At 70.5% G+C, this 14,660-nt stretch carries 15 protein-coding genes and 1 tRNA gene; 6 read left to right on the top strand and 10 right to left on the bottom strand.

Annotated elements, in window-relative coordinates:
• The first annotated feature begins 26 nt into the window (after window positions 1–26).
• Window positions 27–806 carry a class II aldolase/adducin family protein gene (locus ACYUED_RS13130; protein ID WP_491292463.1) on the top strand — a complete coding sequence of 260 codons (780 nt, stop codon included), beginning with the start codon at window positions 27–29 and terminating at the stop codon, window positions 804–806.
• A 295-nt stretch (window positions 807–1,101) separates the two neighbouring features.
• Here ACYUED_RS13130 and ACYUED_RS13125 read toward each other — a convergent pair whose 3' ends face one another.
• Window positions 1,102–1,872, bottom strand: coding sequence for a DUF4097 family beta strand repeat-containing protein (locus tag ACYUED_RS13125; RefSeq protein WP_491292462.1), 771 nt, complete (start codon window positions 1,870–1,872; stop codon window positions 1,102–1,104).
• Between the two features lie 174 nt (window positions 1,873–2,046).
• On the opposite strand from ACYUED_RS13125, the gene ACYUED_RS13120 reads away from it, so the two are divergent.
• A tRNA-Val gene (locus ACYUED_RS13120) sits at window positions 2,047–2,118 on the top strand.
• Between the two features lie 50 nt (window positions 2,119–2,168).
• On the opposite strand, the gene ACYUED_RS13115 is transcribed toward ACYUED_RS13120, so the two are convergent.
• Together ACYUED_RS13115 and ACYUED_RS13110 are read right to left on the bottom strand one after the other, a co-directional pair.
• On the bottom strand, window positions 2,169–2,495 hold the full coding sequence (locus ACYUED_RS13115) for a DUF8825 domain-containing protein (protein WP_491292461.1): 327 nt from the start codon (window positions 2,493–2,495) through the stop codon (window positions 2,169–2,171).
• Between the two features lie 145 nt (window positions 2,496–2,640).
• Window positions 2,641–3,540, bottom strand: coding sequence for a ketopantoate reductase family protein (locus ACYUED_RS13110; protein ID WP_491294237.1), 900 nt, complete (start codon window positions 3,538–3,540; stop codon window positions 2,641–2,643).
• 105 nt (window positions 3,541–3,645) lie between these two features.
• On the opposite strand from ACYUED_RS13110, the gene ACYUED_RS13105 reads away from it, so the two are divergent.
• Window positions 3,646–3,873: a DUF2277 domain-containing protein gene (locus ACYUED_RS13105; RefSeq protein WP_491292460.1), complete on the top strand. Its 228-nt coding sequence runs from the start codon at window positions 3,646–3,648 to the stop codon at window positions 3,871–3,873.
• A 51-nt stretch (window positions 3,874–3,924) separates the two neighbouring features.
• Here the strand turns inward: ACYUED_RS13105 and ACYUED_RS13100 are convergent, their stop codons facing one another.
• From ACYUED_RS13100 to ACYUED_RS13085, 4 genes are all read right to left on the bottom strand, one after another.
• Window positions 3,925–4,536, bottom strand: a complete 612-nt coding sequence (locus tag ACYUED_RS13100) for a DedA family protein (protein WP_491292459.1) — start codon at window positions 4,534–4,536, stop codon at window positions 3,925–3,927.
• Window positions 4,537–4,777: 241 nt separating this feature from the next.
• Complete coding sequence (locus ACYUED_RS13095) at window positions 4,778–5,233, bottom strand: DoxX family protein (RefSeq protein ID WP_491292458.1); 456 nt, start codon at window positions 5,231–5,233, stop codon at window positions 4,778–4,780.
• A gap of 335 nt (window positions 5,234–5,568) precedes the next feature.
• Window positions 5,569–7,212 (bottom strand): alkaline phosphatase D family protein, encoded by a 1,644-nt coding sequence (locus ACYUED_RS13090; RefSeq protein ID WP_491292457.1) that lies wholly within the window; start codon window positions 7,210–7,212, stop codon window positions 5,569–5,571.
• 115 nt (window positions 7,213–7,327) lie between these two features.
• Complete coding sequence (locus ACYUED_RS13085) at window positions 7,328–7,972, bottom strand: HNH endonuclease family protein (RefSeq protein WP_491292456.1); 645 nt, start codon at window positions 7,970–7,972, stop codon at window positions 7,328–7,330.
• Window positions 7,973–8,342: 370 nt separating this feature from the next.
• On the opposite strand from ACYUED_RS13085, the gene ACYUED_RS13080 reads away from it, so the two are divergent.
• Together ACYUED_RS13080 and ACYUED_RS13075 are read left to right on the top strand one after the other, a co-directional pair.
• Complete coding sequence (locus ACYUED_RS13080; protein ID WP_491292455.1) at window positions 8,343–8,924, top strand: TMEM165/GDT1 family protein; 582 nt, start codon at window positions 8,343–8,345, stop codon at window positions 8,922–8,924.
• Window positions 8,925–9,108: 184 nt separating this feature from the next.
• Window positions 9,109–9,777, top strand: a complete 669-nt coding sequence (locus ACYUED_RS13075) for an HAD family hydrolase (RefSeq protein WP_491294235.1) — start codon at window positions 9,109–9,111, stop codon at window positions 9,775–9,777.
• A 239-nt stretch (window positions 9,778–10,016) separates the two neighbouring features.
• Here the strand turns inward: ACYUED_RS13075 and ACYUED_RS13070 are convergent, their stop codons facing one another.
• Window positions 10,017–10,994 (bottom strand): peptidoglycan-binding domain-containing protein, encoded by a 978-nt coding sequence (locus ACYUED_RS13070; protein WP_491292454.1) that lies wholly within the window; start codon window positions 10,992–10,994, stop codon window positions 10,017–10,019.
• Between the two features lie 168 nt (window positions 10,995–11,162).
• Here ACYUED_RS13070 and ACYUED_RS13065 point away from each other — a divergent pair, with 168 nt between their 5' ends.
• A complete protein-coding gene (locus ACYUED_RS13065; RefSeq protein ID WP_491292453.1) occupies window positions 11,163–13,262 on the top strand; it encodes an MDR family MFS transporter in 2,100 nt (699 codons plus the stop codon).
• Window positions 13,263–13,442: 180 nt separating this feature from the next.
• Here the strand turns inward: ACYUED_RS13065 and ACYUED_RS13060 are convergent, their stop codons facing one another.
• Both ACYUED_RS13060 and ACYUED_RS13055 read right to left on the bottom strand, forming a co-directional pair.
• Window positions 13,443–13,946 carry a GNAT family N-acetyltransferase gene (locus ACYUED_RS13060; RefSeq protein WP_491292452.1) on the bottom strand — a complete coding sequence of 168 codons (504 nt, stop codon included), beginning with the start codon at window positions 13,944–13,946 and terminating at the stop codon, window positions 13,443–13,445.
• Between the two features lie 4 nt (window positions 13,947–13,950).
• Window positions 13,951–14,583, bottom strand: a complete 633-nt coding sequence (locus ACYUED_RS13055; protein WP_491292451.1) for a dihydrofolate reductase family protein — start codon at window positions 14,581–14,583, stop codon at window positions 13,951–13,953.
• Window positions 14,584–14,660: the final 77 nt, after the last annotated feature.

Raw genomic sequence — 14,660 nt, 5'->3', positions numbered from 1 at the left:
GCGTGCAGAAAAGCAGGAGTTCACAGGTGAATGACGAACCGGTGCATCACGGCGAGGCCGACGCCGAAGAGCTGCGTCTTCGGCGTGAACTGGCGGCTGTCTACCGTTTGGTCGCCCACTTCGGGATGACGGATTTGATATTCACTCACATCTCTCTTCGTCTGCCCGGGCCCGGCCACCACTTTCTGATCAATCCGTACGGGCTTCTCTTCGAGGAGATCACCGCCTCCAGCCTCGTCCGTATCGGTCTCGATGGGCAGCCGCTCGACGCAGCGGCCCCCCCGGTGAACCCTGCCGGTTTCGTCATTCACAGTGCCATCCACCGGGCACGCCCCGACGCCCACTGTGTACTGCACACCCACACCGAGTGGGGTTGTGCGGTCGCGGCCCAGAGGGACGGTTTGCGGCCGGTCAACCAGATATCGATGGAGTTCCACGAGCGCGTCGCCTACCACGCCTACGAGGGGGTGTCACTTAATCCCGACGAACAAGAGAGACTGGTGGAGGATCTGGGCCCGCACCCCGTCATGATCCTGCGCAACCACGGGCTGCTGAGTGTCGGGAGTTCGGCGGCTCAGGCATTCCTGCGCATGTATTACCTGGACAAGGCATGCCGGATCCAGATCCTGGCGCAGTCGGGCGGTGCACAACTGGTCGTTCCGGATGACATGGTGTGCGAGTATGCCGCCCGGCAGCTCAACGTCGAAACAGAGGAACCGGGCCTGCAGGACGCTCTGGCGTATGACTTGGCGTGGACCGCTCTGCTGAGGCTCCTCGATAGAGTCGCTCCGGACTACTGGGTCTGATCAGAGTTCCGGTCGCGACGGCTCCCGTACCGACCAGGAACGGGGAGACCGCAACCGCCTCGGACGGGACACACATTCCAGTCGTTGCCATACTCAGGTTCCTGCGCAGCGTAGTCATCGAAGTCGCCTTTCGCGTCAAACTCGGTTGGCAGCCCCGTCTGCCTGATCAGCTCGTGACTTTTCAGGAATAGCCCTGAGTATTCAGCGGAATTGGGCGAGCTGACGCCCCGATAGCAGAAAGGTGCCGTTGACCTGCGAGGATGCGAGGGTCTAGGTCGTATCCGCTGCAGAAGTTCTAGTTCGCGGTCTTGAGAGTGACTTTGCCGTCATGCGTGCGCGCGGACACCACGTGCGAGCTGGAGTCGGAACGGGGCACGGACACGTGCACCGAGCCGTCGTCCGACGTGGTCGTCACCCGGTACGTGGACCTGGGCAGCGCGATGGTCACGGAGCCGTCGCCGCTGCGGGAGTCCACCAGGTCGGGTACGGCGCCGAGTTGGAGGTGCACGGAGCCGTCACCGGTCTCGGTGCGCACCTGGCGCGAGGAGACGTCGGCGTGCACGGATCCGTCGCCGGTGTGCAGCGTCAGCGGGCCGGTGGTGTCGCTGACATGCACGGACCCGTCGCCCGTACGAATGCTCAGCGCGTCCTGGAACCCGTGCGCCCGCACGCTGCCGTCCCCGTCCTCGACCTTCACGGTGACCCCGCGCGGCACCTCGATGCGGTGCTTGGCCGAGCAGTCGGCGACGACACCGGAGCACTTCATCCGCAGCGTCAGACGGTCGTCCTTCATCGACCAGCTCACCCTGGGATCCTTCCCGATGGCGACCGTCCCCTGGAACCACCGTGTGACCTGGACCTTCCCCTGCGGGTTGTGGTCCGCGGCGACGATCTCCAGCGCCGAGTCGTCGGAGTCGACCGTGAGGGTGTGCCCCTTCAGCGCGAACGAGCGGTGATCGGGATCCTTGTCGTCCCCCGCGGAAGCGCCGCAGGCGGTCGCGGCCCCGACGAGAACCACGACGGCCCCGGCGGCGAGGGCTGCGCGGGCGGTGACGGAACGGGCCATGACGATCTCCCCCTGAGACGGATGACGAAGGCCCTTCGACGGTACGGAGCGGGAGGCCGCGCGGGGATCCGGGCCGCTCCCGGATGCGGGGTGGGGAAAACCCCCGCACCGGCCCGCCCCCGATACGGGTTTGCGGGGCACCGCCTCGGGCAAGGTAGGCTGTCGACTCGTCTCGGGTGCGTAGCTCAGGGGTAGAGCGCCTGCCTTACAAGCAGGATGTCGGCGGTTCGAAACCGTCCGCGCCCACACCGACAGGAAGGCCCCGGCCGCTCATGGCCGGGGCCTTCCTGCGTCCCTCACGCCTCGCGCGCGTGCTTCAGCCTGGTGCGCGCTTCCACCCGCTCGCCGGCCGTGATCTCCGCCCAGAAGCGATGGGTGCTGACGAAGACGGCGAGTTCGTGCTCGCGCTGTCGGAGCTTTTCCACCTCGGCCTGTTCGTCGGCCGTCCAGCCGGGGGAGGCGGGGCGCTCCACCTTGCGCCAGCCGCCCGCGTCGCTGAAGCCGTCCACGGGCGCCACGGACCAGGGGAGCCGCCTGAACAGGGCCGACAGCTCGGCCCGGACCTGATGCAGCTCCTCCTGACCGGCGAGGAGGTCACTCGGAAAGTCATAGGTCGTAGCCACGACACAATGCTACGCCTGTTCGAATTTGGGATGCGAGTTCCTTCCCGGGGTTCATGCGAACGAGTGGGCGGGGCCGGTGGGCGATGCCGGCGGGCGATGCCTCCCGGGTGCCTGGTGGCGCCAACCGGCCCGAAACGCACGGGAGTCAGTGCCCGGCGGCCCTCAACTCCCGTACCACCCTTGCCGTCACCGGCACGCTCACCCCGTGTCGCTCGGCCGCGCGCAGCAACGCGTCGCCGATCGCGTCCAGTTCGAGGGGCCGGCCCGCCTCGGCGTCGCGCTGCATCGACGACCTGGTCGGGGGCGGGAAGGCGTCGTAGCGGGCCAGTGCCTGGGCCGGGTCCGACGGGCCGCCGCTCGCGCGGCTGACCGCGGCCGTCTCCTCGACCAGGGCCGTCAGTTCCTCCCGGTGCCGGGTGCGTATCTCGCCCAGCGGGAGCCCGTACCTGGTGGTGAGCAGGGCGAACGGTGCCAGGAACGACATCTTCGCCCACAGCGCGGCCGTCTCGTCGTCGAGGACGCGGGTCGCCGGGCCGGCGGTGGAAAGGGCCCGCGCCAGTGCGTCGAGCCGTGCCCGGTCCACCCCTTCGCCGGTCAGGTCGATCTCGGCGAACGGGCTGCCGTGTTCGATCACGCCCGGCGCGACCCGGGTCGACTCGACGCGGATGACGGCCGGGGCGACCAGGCCGGGACGGTAGCGGGCGCGCAGAGCGGCCGGGTGCTCGACGCCGTTCAGGAGCGGTACGAGGAGGCCGTCGCCCAGGGCCGTGGGCGGGACGCGGTCCAGGGCGGCGTCCAGAGCGGTGTGCTTGACCGCGACCAGGCACGCGTCGACCGGTTCGCGCAGCACGGTGTCCGCCTCCACGCGGGCCGTGAAGCCGCCGAACAGGCCGCTGCGGACACGGATCCCGTCCCCGCGCAGCGTCTTGGCCGTCTCCTCGCCGGACAGGCAGATCACGCGGTGGCCGGCGCGGGAGAGGAGCCCCGCGAGCAGGCCGCCGGTGCCGCCGGGGCCGAGGACCGCCACAGTGAGTTCGTTCGCCATGATTCTGTTGTTCCCTTCGTCGGTCGGCCCCGCATCGGTGGCCGCCTCGGAACGGATCATGTCAGGCGCCTCGGACATGGGTGGGGCATGGGCGAGACTGGTCTCATGTGCCGGAGCATCAAGACACTTCGCCCGCCCGCGTTGCCCGAAGAGGCGACGGAGGAAGAGATCAGGGCCGCGGCCCTGCAGTTCGTACGGAAGGTGTCCGGTTTCCGGGCGCCCGCCGCACACAACCAGGAGGTCTTCGACCACGCCGTCGACGCGATCACCGAGGCCACGGCCGAGCTGCTGGCCGGTCTTCAGGTACGGGGCCAGAAGGCGCCCGCCGCCTAGTAGTCCGCGGGACGCGACCGACCCGGACGCCTTGGCCCGGGACGCCTTCGCCTAGGACGCCTTGGCCGGGCGCCGCATCACGTACGCCGCCCCGGCCCCCGCGCCGAACAGCGCCAGCACCGACACCCCCGTGGCCAGCCACGTCGTACCCAGCCACTGCCCGCCGTAGTACCCCAGCGCCACGCTGTACGTCGCCCAGGCCAGCCCCGCCAGGGCGGACCAGGGGAGGAAGTCGCGGGCGCGGCGATGGGCGGCGCCCGCGCCGAGGGAGACCACCGAGCGGCCGGCCGGGGCGAACCGGGCGAGGATCACCAGGGGCCCGCCGCCGCGGGCCAGCGCCGCGCCGAGACGTTCCTGCGCGGTGGTCAGCCGGTGCGAGCGGGCGATCGCGCGGTCCAGTCGTTCACCGCCGCGCCAGGCCAGGCGGTACGCCACGAGGTCGCCGAGGACGGAGGCGGTGGCCGCGCAGAGCGTCAGGGACAGGATGTCGGGGACCGCGTGCGGCACGTGGCCGGTCGCCGAGCCCGCGGCCGCCGCGGTAGCGGCCGTGATCACCAGTACGCCGCTCGGCAGGACCGGCACGAACACGTCGAGCAGGACCGACAGCGTCACCATGGCGTAGATCCATGGGCTGCCGGTCAGCGACCCCACACTCTCCAGCACCGCGAACTCCCCGTGATTCCCCCGTGGCCAGACCGCACCGCGACGTCGCGAGGGGGCGGCAAGAGCGGCCATAACAGCCTTACAGCGTACGCCCGGGGTGTGACAGGAGGTTCACGGGGGGCGCGTGTGACCGGCACAGGACGTTCACCTGCCCGGCGACCGGTCCGGCGACCGGCCCCGTACGAAACGCGAAGGGCCTTCCCTCACCGGGGGAAGACCCTTCGCACGTAGGACCAGAGAATCAGGCAGCGACCGGCGTCTGATCCGCGGCCGGCCTTCTCTGGCTCGTCGAGCGCTTCGCGAACAGCCGGTCCAGGCCGAAGGCGCCGGAGCCCGTGAAGACGAGCAGCAGCATCGCCCAGCAGAACATCACGGAGGGCTCGCCGCCGTTCTGCATCGGCCACAGGGCGTTCGGCTGGTGCATCTTGAAGTAGGCGTACGCCATGGAGCCGGAGGCTATGAACGCGGCGGCACGCGTGCCCAGGCCGAGCAGGACGAAGACGCCGCCGACCAGCTGGATGACAGCCGCGTACCAGAACGGCCAGACACCGCTTTCGACAGTGCCGCCGTTCGTACCGACCACGCCGCCGAGGACACCGAAGAGTGAGGCGGCGCCGTGGCAGGCGAAGAGCAGGCCGACGACGATGCGGAACAAACCCAGGGCATACGGCTGGGCGTTGGTGAGGCGAGCGGACATACGGGGGTATCTCCTTCGGTCGGGCCGGGCCGGGGCAGACCGGACTGGGGGACGAGCCGAGCGGGTAATTCACGTTAGGTTCGCGTTCTAGATGCTTGCAAGTTCAACATTCGGCCATCGGTCGGGTTCCACTTGCGGTTCCGTTTCGCCCGCAGCCGCACGTAGGAGAGTTCTCGCCACCGCTGCCGCGACCGAAAGTGTGTCCGAATCCATCCCTGGTCGAGCGCGCGCCGCCGTCAGCCGGTGCACGCCCTCCGAGGAGCACACCGAACACGAACTGCCTTGAATACGCCTGGATTTGATGAGACCTCAGGTATTACGGCCGCGCCGCTCCGTCACTCATGCGGGGTGAGGACGGACTCCTCCACGGTCCTGAGCACGTCGTTCGGCCGGGCCTGCTCCAGCCGCAGCCGCGCCCAACGGCCACGCACCGTCAGCGTCATGAGCTGATTGCCGAACCAAGGGCCCCCCTTTTTGCGCCAGTCGACCGGCGGCCGGGAGCAGCGGCCGTGGCGCAGGAAACGGCGGCCCAGGGCCCGGGCCGCCGCGCTCCAGCCGAACCGGAAGCCGAAGCGCATGTACAGGGGCACGGAGTTGTGGACGGGCGAGCAGGTCAGCTGCAGGACACGGGCGTCCGGCGCGGCGCCCGAGACCCACGTCGGCTCGGCCACGTACGCGTGATGCACGTCTCCCGACAGGACCAGGATCGTCGCGGGTGCCTCCGGTCCCGAACCGACCTCGGCGATCAGCTCGGCCAGCGCGGCGAAGGACGTCGGGAAGGCCGCCCAGTGCTCAAGGTCGGCCTTGCGCCGCAGGTCCTCCCCGAACCGCGCCCAGCGCGCCCCGCGCTCTCCCCGGCACAGGGCCGCGTTCCACGCCTCGGCGTCGTGCACCAGGTGCGGCAGCAGCCAGGGCAGGGAGGTGCCGATGAGGAGGTGGTCGTACGAGTCCCGTTCCTGGAGGGCCTGTTCACGCAGCCACTCGGCCTCCCCGGGGTCGAGCATCGAGCGCTGGTCCTCTTCGAGAACACGGGCCGCGCGCGAGTCCACCATCAGCAGGCGTACGCGCCCGAAGTCGCGCCGGTAGCTCCAGCGCACGGCGGCCGGGTCGACGTCGGCCTTGGCGGCGAAGGCGCGCAGGTCGTCGGTGCCGTCGGGTGCCTCGCGCACGGCCGCGTACAGCGGGTCGGCGGCGAGTTCCGCCGGCGACAGGTTGCCCAGGTGCTGGTGCACCCAGTACGACATCAGGCCGCTGAGCAGCCGTTCGCGCCACCAGGGGGTGGCCCGCATGTCCTCCAGCCAGGCGGCGGAGGTGTTCCAGTCGTCGATGACGTCGTGATCGTCGAAGATCATGCAGCTCGGCACGGTGGACAGCAGCCAGCGCACCTCCGGGTCGAGCCACGACTCGTAATACAGGCGGGTGTACTCCTCGTAGTCCGCGACCTCGTTGCCCGGCGGGTCGCTCAGGTCGCGTCGGGCGGCCAGCCAGCGGCGGGTGGCCTCGGAGGTCTCGTCGGCGTACACCTGGTCGCCCAACAGCAGCAGCACGTCCGGCCGTTCGCCGTCCGGGTCGGCCGCGATACGTGCGGCGAGGGTGTCCAGGGCGTCGGCGCCGACCGGGTCCCGCTCGTCCGCGGCCGGGGCGGCCCAGCGGCAGGAGCCGAACGAGACACGCAGCTCGTCGCCCTCCAGCGAGGTCCGGATGACGGAGGGCGGAAACGACGAGAAGGGGGCGTCCGGCAGCGGCCACACCCGCGCGCCGTCCAGGAACACCTCGTACGGCGTCGTCGTGCCCGGTGTCAGCCCGGTGACCGACACCAGCGCATAGTGATGGCCCGCCACCTGGAACGTGCGGGACTCACCACGGGCGCCGTCCGCACAGCGCACCTCGGCGGTGCACGGGCGGCTCGTCTCGACCCAGACGGTCGCGGACGCCCCGTCGGCAAACCTCAGCAATGGTCCCAGCCGCAGTCCGGACACCTGATCGCCCTCCTCCGTCGCCCCGTACGGTACGGAACGACGGAGGTCGGCGGGGAGGTTCCTTTACAGAATCCGCCTGATCATCCGCCGGATCAGCAGCCACTGGGCCGCCGGATCAGCAGCCGCTGAGGACCGAGCTGAGCTTGCTCTTCTCCGCCGAGTCGACGGAGAGGTCGTAGTAGTACTTCACCTGGACCCAGGCGCGGACGTAGGTGCAGGCGTACGAGCTGAGCGGGGGCATCCACTCGGCCGGGTCCTGGTCGCTCTTCTGCTGGTTCACGTTGTCCGTGACGGCGATGAGCTGCGGCCGGGTCACGTCGTTGGCGAAGGCCTGGCGCTGGGCGGTGGTCCACTTGCCGGCCCCGGAGTCCCAGGCCTCGGCGAGCGGGACGAGGTGGTCGATGTCCAGGTCGGAGGCGGCGGTCCAGGTGGCGCCGTCGTAGACCGAGAACCAGCTGCCACTGGTGGCGGTGCAGGCGGAGTTGGTCACCACGTTGGAGCCGTCGCGCTTGAGGACGTACTCACGGGTGTTGCAGGTGCCGCTGATGGTGATCCAGGTGGGGAACAGGGAGCGCTGGTAGCCGGTGCGGTTCTCGGTCGCCACGGTGAGGGAGGCGAGGTAGGTGCGGGCGGTGGCCGCGCTGACCGGGGTGGGGAGGGCGGCGGAGGCGGTCGGGCCGTTGAAGAGCCCGACCGATGCTATGAGTCCGGTGAGGGCTGCGAGTATGCTCAGTCGTCGACGCGCGTAGAACTTCGGCATGCGAACTCCCTTGAGGGCTGGGGGCGTTGGAGTGCGAGCGAGGGAATGCTCGCGGCGCCGTGTTGCGGGAGGGTGTGTGTACGGTAAGAAACTAGTGACGTGCACATGACGCGACAAGGTTTATGGCCGGACTTTCGGTCGTGGGCCGGTCGCGTACCATGGACGGCGCAGAAGGGGAGTAGCTCTTCGCCGGACCGTCGACATACTGCTCAGCTCGTCTGAGCCGGCGCCCGGAGGCAGACCTCGGTCACGAGGTCGGCCAGCGAGACCTTCGGTAAGCAGTGCACATGTGTGTGTGCTGCCGTACCGAGGTGTCTCGTATCGCAGTCACAGCACTCTCGGTGGGGCAGCCCCGACCGATTGAGGAACCTTGATCAGCATCACCGTCACGGCGCTTGTCTTCGGCGTCGTCTTCCTGGCCGAACTGCCGGACAAGACCGCGCTCGCCGGGCTCGTCCTCGGCACCCGCTACCGCGCCTCGTACGTCTTCGCGGGCGTTGCCGCCGCCTTCGCGCTCCATGTCGCGCTGGCCGTCGCGGCGGGCAGCGTGCTGACCCTGCTGCCGCAGCAGATCGTGCACGCGGTGACGGGTGTCCTCTTCCTGGGCGGTGCCGCGGTGCTGCTGATGAAGAAGGACGAGGGAGACGAGGAGATCCGCAAGCCGGAGAACCAGTCCTTCTGGAAGGTCGCCGGCGCCGGGTTCATGCTCATCCTGGTCGCCGAGTTCGGAGACCTGACGCAGATCATGACGGCCAACCTCGCGGCCCGCTACGACGACCCGCTCTCCGTCGGCCTCGGCGCGGTGCTGGCGCTGTGGGCGGTGGCCGGACTCGGCATCGTCGGCGGAAGGGCCCTGATGAAGCGCGTCCCGATGTCCCTCATCACCAGGATCGCGGCCCTCCTGATGGTGGCGCTCGGTGTGTGGAGCCTCTCGGAGGCGGTGACGGGCTGAGCCCGCTCGTGCTGAACGTCCGGTGAACTGTTGCCGAAAGCGGTGGCGGATGCCCCGGGGATTTTGTACCGTGGAGAAACAAAGTGGCTCCCGCCCGTTTTCCCTGACCGGCGGGCGGGGCCGCCTTGTTTCCGTGGGGCCCTACCCTGCGCCCCGCTCCTTCCTCCGCGCCCTGGAGCTGCCGATGACGGTCACCACCGTGCCCACCGTCCTCACCGCCCGCGCCCTCCTGCTGGACATGGACGGCACCCTCGTGAACTCCGACGCCGTCGTCGAGCGCTGCTGGCGGCGCTGGTCCGAGCGGCACGGGCTGGACACGGCCGAGGTCATGAAGGTGGTGCACGGGCGCCAGGGCCACGCCTCCATGGCGCTGCTACTGCCGGACCGCCCCATGGAGCACAACCTCGCCGACAACGCGCGCATGCTCGCCGAGGAGACGGCCGACATGGACGGTGTCGTCGCGATCCCCGGAGCGCCCGAGTTCCTCGCCTCCCTGCGCGGCGTCCCGCACGCCCTGGTGACCTCGGCCGACGTGGCGCTCTCCACGGCCCGTATGGCCGCCGCCGGCCTGGAACTTCCCGCCGTGCGCGTGACCGCCGAGTCGGTCGGCGCCAGCAAGCCGGACCCCGAGGGATTCCTCAAGGGCGCCGCCGAACTGGGCGTCGACCCGGCCGACTGCATCGTCTTCGAGGACTCCGCGGCCGGGATCCAGGCCGGACGCGCGGCAGGGATGCGCATCGTCGGCGTGGGCGCACGGGCCGACTTCCACGAGCCGGACGTGGTGGTGCCGGACCTGACGCGGATCCGGGTGGAGGCGGCGGCGGACGGCACCGTCCGGCTGTACGTGCGCTGACGGAGCCGGCCGCAACGACACCCGTCGGTGTATCTCGGCCCGTCCGGTGGTGCCCGGCGTGCTCCGGTACCAGGACGCCGGTCGGTGTTTCTCAGCCCGTCCGGCGTTTGAGGACGAGGCCTGTTCAGGGGTGATGCGGGGGTGTGGGGGCGGCGGCCCCCAGTAAGGCGCGCACCAACGTCGGGTGGTGCCCGGCGTGCTGCGCACCAGAACCCACCCCCGGCCCAGCAAGCGCAGCGTCACGGCTCTGACGTCTCCGACTCCAGCCGCGCCCGCGTCGCCGCCCCGTACACCCCCAGCTCGTCCTCCTGGATCCCGCGCGCCCACTGGTAGCGCTCGACCGCGTCCTCGACGCCCTCGTCATAGCGGCCGCTCGCCTTGCCCGTGTAGAGGCCGAGTTGGGTCAGCCGTCGCTGGAGTTCGACGACCTCGGAGCCCTGGGAGCCGAGGCGCAGGACGGGGGCGGCGGGCCGGCGTCTGTCGGACGCCCCGGTCGAGGCGGTGGCGGTTGCACTGGTCGCCGGCGCGCTCCGGGTCGGCTCGGCCGACCGGGACGGGCTCGGTGAGGCACTCGTCGCCGACGGGGACGCCGAGGGTGACGGGCTCGCGCTGAGGTGCGGTGCGGGCGGCGCGGACGGCCGTAGCGATGGCGCGGACCCGGGCCGGGACGGAGGCGCGGACGCCGGGCCCGTCGAGCCCTCCGGCACGCTCGCCCGTATGTCGTCGGGCAGTGCGCTCGCCCGCGACGGCTTCTCGTACGAGAACATCCCGCTCGCCAGCCCCGCCGCCGCCACGACGGCGACCACGGCCCCGCCCACGCCGAGCAGCACCGTACGGCGTCTGCCCCGCGGTCTCACCGCCTCGTCGTACCGGCCCTCCGCGGGCGTCTGCTCGAACAGGCGCAGATCGTCGGCGCTCGGCGCCTCGGGGCGCACGGCGCGCAGCTGCATCGTCACCTCGGCTGCCGGCAGCGAAGCCGGGGCGGGCGGAGTCGGCGGGGGCGGAGCCGCCGGGTGCTCGGCCGTCCCGCCGGCGCCCTCCAGTTCGACATACGGCCGAATGCGCAGTGGATCGAAGTCCTCCGCCGCCGCCTGTTCGGCCGTACGGGCATCGCGCAGGGCGTCGGACGCCCGTCGAGTGCAGCCGCAGGACGGGGTGTTGTCCGCCCCTCTGAGTGCTCCGCACTCCGGGCACTGGTGACCTTTCGGGTCTGTCACGCGTTCGCCCCTCCCTTCACGCTCCCCTCGCGAACTCCAGAGGTTATCCAGATCATCTTCGGGCCGTTGCCCCAGCCCCCGGAATATCGGCTTCCAACAGGACTCAACAGGCCATAACCGGTCACAGCGATCACCATGGACCTGTAACGAGAGCCTCGGGAGGTCTTCATGGCCGGGGATGCGCACGGTATGACGGGGAATGTGCGAGACGCACAGCCACCCGCGAAGCCCCCGAAGCGGGGCAGCGCCGCCCAGGAACACGTGTCCGGTAACGTCCTCGTCTCGATCGGCGCGCTGCTCCTCGGGCTGCTGCTCGCCGCCCTCGACCAGACCATCGTGTCGACCGCGCTGCCCACCATCGTCAGCGACCTGGGCGGCCTGGAGCACCTGTCCTGGGTGGTCACCGCGTATCTGCTGGCCTCGACCGCGGCGACCCCGCTGTGGGGCAAGCTCGGCGACCAGTACGGGCGGAAGCGACTGTTCCAGATCGCGATCGTGATCTTCCTCATCGGCTCGGCGCTCTGCGGAATGGCGCAGAACATGCCCCAGCTCATCGCCTTCCGGGCGGTGCAGGGCCTGGGCGGCGGCGGGTTGATCGTGCTGTCGATGGCGATCGTCGGGGATGTCGTCCCACCCCGTGAACGCGGCCGTTACCAGGGTCTGTTCGGAGCCGTCTTCGGCGCTACGAGTGTCCTCGGCCCGCTGCTCGGCGGACTGTTCACCCAGCACCTCAGCTGGCGCTGGGTCTTCTACATCAACCTGCCCGTCGGCGTCGTCGCCCTCGCCGTGATCGCGACCGCCCTGCACATCCCCCGCAAGGCCGCACCGCACGTCATCGACTACCTCGGCACGTTCCTCATCGCCTCGGTCGCCACCTGCCTGATCCTGGTCGCCTCCCTCGGCGGCACGACCTGGGGCTGGGGTTCGGCGCAGATCGTCGGGCTCATCGTCCTGGGCGTCGTACTGGCCGTGGCGTTCGTGGCCGTGGAACGGAGGGCTGCCGAACCCGTCCTCCCCCTCAAGCTGTTCCGCATCCGCACCTTCACCCTGTCCGCGATCATCAGCTTCATCGTCGGCTTCGCCATGTTCGGCGCGATGACCTATCTGCCGACCTTCCTCCAGGTCGTCCAGGGCGTGACGCCGACCATGTCCGGGGTCCACATGCTGCCGATGGTCTTCGGCATGCTGCTGTCGTCCACCACCTCCGGGCAGATCGTCAGCCGCACCGGCCGCTGGAAGGTGTTCCCGATCGCGGGCACCGGAGTCACCGCCCTCGGCCTGCTCCTGCTGCACCAGCTCGACGAGAACAGCTCCACGGCCACGATGAGCGTGGACTTCTTCGTCTTCGGCCTCGGACTCGGCCTGGTCATGCAGGTGCTGGTCCTCATCGTGCAGAACGCGGTCTCGTACGAGGATCTCGGCGTCGCCACCTCCGGCGCGACCTTCTTCCGCTCGATCGGCGCCTCCTTCGGCGTCGCCATCTTCGGCACGGTCTTCGCGAGCCGCCTCGGCGACAAGCTGACCGACGCCTTCCGGGGCACCCCGCTCCCGGCCGGCGTCTCGGCGGACTCGCTCGAATCCGACCCGCGCGGCATCGGTGCCCTGCCGCCCGACCTGCGCCCGCCCGCCCTGCACGCGTACGCGGCGTCCATCACCGACGTCTTCCAGTACGCCGCCCCCGTCGCCCTGGTCGGCTTCGTACTGGCCTGGTTCCTCAAGGAGGACAAGCTGCGGGGCTCCGTCACCGCGCCCGACGTCACCGAGACGCTCGCCAGCAATCCGGTCGAACGGTCCTCCTACGACGAGGTGTGCCGCGCACTGTCCGTGCTGGGCACCCGCGAGGGCCGGCGCGAGATCTACCGGGAGATCACCGAACGGGCGGGCTACGACCTGTCGCCCGCGGCGAGCTGGCTGCTGCTGCGGATCAAGAAGTACGGCTGGGCCGAGCCGGGCGTGCTCGCCGAGCGCAGCTCGGTGCCGCTGCGGGTCATCATCGCCGCGGGCCGCCAGATCGAGGAACAGCGCCTGGCCACCCGTGAGGGCCTCGACCTCACGCTCACCGACGAGGGCCGCGAGGTCGCCGAACGGCTGGCGCAGGCCCGCGAGCAGTCCCTGGCGGAACTGCTCGGCGACTGGTGGGGCCCCGACCGGCCCACGGACCTCGTACAGCTGGTCGGCCAACTCAACGACGAACTGTGCGGCTCGGACCGGGAACAGCCGCACAACGGGACTCCTCCGTTGGGCCGTTCGCCTACGGGAGCTCCTTAGCCGGTGTCGGGAGGCCGATCGTGCCCAGCGCTGCGCGCCTCCACGCCTTCGGCCTCTCGACACCGGCGCGCCCCCTTCGGCTCTCTCCCGGCCGACGCGTCGGCACAGTGGACGCGGGTGGGCCCTTGCCGCCGGCCACGGGTGAGCCGGCCCGGGCGACGGCCGGTGCGGCGGTGAGTGTCAGTTGAATCGTCGGGTGAGGTCCTTGCGGAACCAGTGTTCGGCGTACGGCTCGTCGTTGTGCGGCTCGGTCTCCGCGTAGCCGAGCCGCGCGTACAGGGCGCGGGCCTCGACGAGATCGCTGCGGGTGTCGAGGACCAACTGCCGGGCGCCCAGGGCCCGGGCGGCGTCCTCGGCGGCGGCCACCAGGAGCGGGGCACCGCCCTCGCCGCGCATCTCCTCGTACACGAAGACGCGGGTCAGCTCGGCGGTCGTGGCGTCCAGCAGGCGCACGCCCGCCGAACCGGCCGGCTCGCCCCCGCGCCGCGCGACCAGCAACCGACCGCCGGGCGGGGCGAGTTCGGCACCCGTGTGCGCCGCGACCTCGCGCTCCAGTTCGGCGGGGTCGGTCCGACGGTCCTCGTGCAGCAGGTACCAGCGGTCGCTGACCTCGGTGTAGTACGCCCGCCAGAGGGCGGCGGCGACGGGGGAGTCGTAGGGCTCCGGGGTGATCGTCCAGGTCATCCGCTCATTCTGCGGACACCGTGCGTGGGGAGCGCAACCGGATATGCGTGACCCCCGCGGAGTCCAGCACCTGCGTCTTCTCCCACTCGATGTGCTGGTCGCCGAGGTTGTCGAACAACCGCCGCCCGCCGCACGCCAGTACCGGCACCACGTGCAGCAGCAGTTCGTCCAGCCGGCCGTTCCGGATGAACTGCTGCACGAGGTCCGCCCCGCCCGCCAGGGACACGTCCTTCCCGTCGGCCGCCTCCCGCGCCAGCTCCAGCGCGCGCTCCGGGCCCTCGGTGACGAAGTGGTAGGTGGTGCCGCCCTTCTTCACGACGGACTCGCGGGCGTGGTGGGTGACGACGTACACCGGCGCGTGGAAGGGCGGCTCGTCGCCCCAGGGGACCTCCCCGGTGACGAACATGCCGTGGCCCATCACGACCGCGCCGGGCCGCGCGACGTGCTCGGCGATCAAGTCGTCGTCCGGGCCCGTCGTCCCGCCCGTCATCCCCTGCATCTCGCGGAACGTCCGCAGCCCGTACACCCACGAGTGCAGCCGCTCCCCGCCGATGCCGAGCGGATGCTCGCGCCCCGACTCGGGTCCCGCGATGTACCCGTCGAGCGACATGGCCAGCCGTGCGATGACCTCACTCATGACAACCTCCTCAGCAGCGGCACCCGCGCGGTGCCTTCGTGATGCCTTCACCCTTACGTCGATCGGACCGCCGCCGA

The sequence above is a fragment of the Streptomyces sp. DF42 genome (genome assembly GCF_058267695.1).
Note: the sequence above shows the minus strand (reverse complement) of the source record. Positions and strands in the feature narration are given on the sequence as shown.